Below are 1,038 nucleotides of genomic sequence, written 5' to 3' on the forward strand. Positions count from 1 at the left end.
CCCACGCGCGATCGCCTGATGTAGGTCCCGCATACAACAGTCCGGATCGGTCCCGGCCAGCCGGTCGCCTTCAGATTGGGTCAGATACTGCGCCCCCTGATCGGACTTGAAGTGATACTTCACCCAGCAGATCTCGCCCCCGATGTTCACCCAACTGAACGTGTGCAGCCCGTAGCCATTCATATGCCGAAACGTCTTGGGAATCCCGCGGTCCCCCATCACCAGGGTTACCAGGTGCGCGGATTCAGGAGACTGCGTCCAGAAGTCCCACACCATGTTGTGGTCGTGTAGATCGTTGTCGGCGCGGCGCCCCCCGGCACGGATCAGGTTGGGGAATTTGATCGGATCCCGGATGGCGAACACCGGCACATTGCTGCCGACGATGTCGAAGGTGCCCTCGGCGGTGTAGAACTTGACCGAAAACCCGCGGTTGTCCCGCACCGTATCCGCACCACCACGCTCTCCGCTGTTACCCGAGGAGTATCGGGCGAACACCGGTGTGGTGCTTCCGGGTTGGAAGACCGCCGCCCGGGTATAGGCGCTGACGTCACCGGTGACCTCGAACCGACCGAACGCGCCGGCCCCTTTGGCGTGCGGCTGGCGCTCGGGCACCCGTTCCCGATTGAACGCCGCCAACTGCTCGATCAGGTAGGTGTCCTGCAGCAGGATCGGGCCATCCGGCCCCAGCGTCAACGACCACTCGCTGCTGGGTGCCGCGGCACCCCCATCGGTCGTTGTATGGATATCAGGCATGTCGCGCCTATGCCGCTCTACTGTTTCAGGCTGGCGCGTACTCCCTCTTCGACTTGTTGGCCGATTTCGGGGTCGATGTTGGTCCAGTAGTCGAAGACCCGGGACAGAACGGGTTCTTTCACCCCGTTGGAGACGTGCAGCACGATGTTGTGCACCAGCCGTTCCCGTTGTGCCTCGTCCATCACCTCGCGGATCAGGGCACGGGCCTGGCCGACATCGTCGTCATCGGGACGCAGCGTGTAGGCGGCGCGGATCATCTCCCCGTCGGCCGCCCAGCCCACCTCC

The 1,038-nt window shown here is 63.7% G+C and carries 2 protein-coding genes; both read right to left on the bottom strand.

The annotated features are described in order from the left end of the window. Positions 1-753, bottom strand: a 753-nt coding sequence (locus tag AC5Y36_RS25780) for a catalase (protein WP_500043813.1), incomplete at its 3' end; no start/stop codon positions are given. Between the two features lie 17 nt (positions 754-770). Beyond that, positions 771-1,038: catalase-related domain-containing protein (locus tag AC5Y36_RS25785; protein WP_500043814.1), on the bottom strand; the 268-nt coding region annotated here is incomplete at its 5' end.

Source organism: Mycobacterium sp. NGS50, assembly GCF_059812545.1.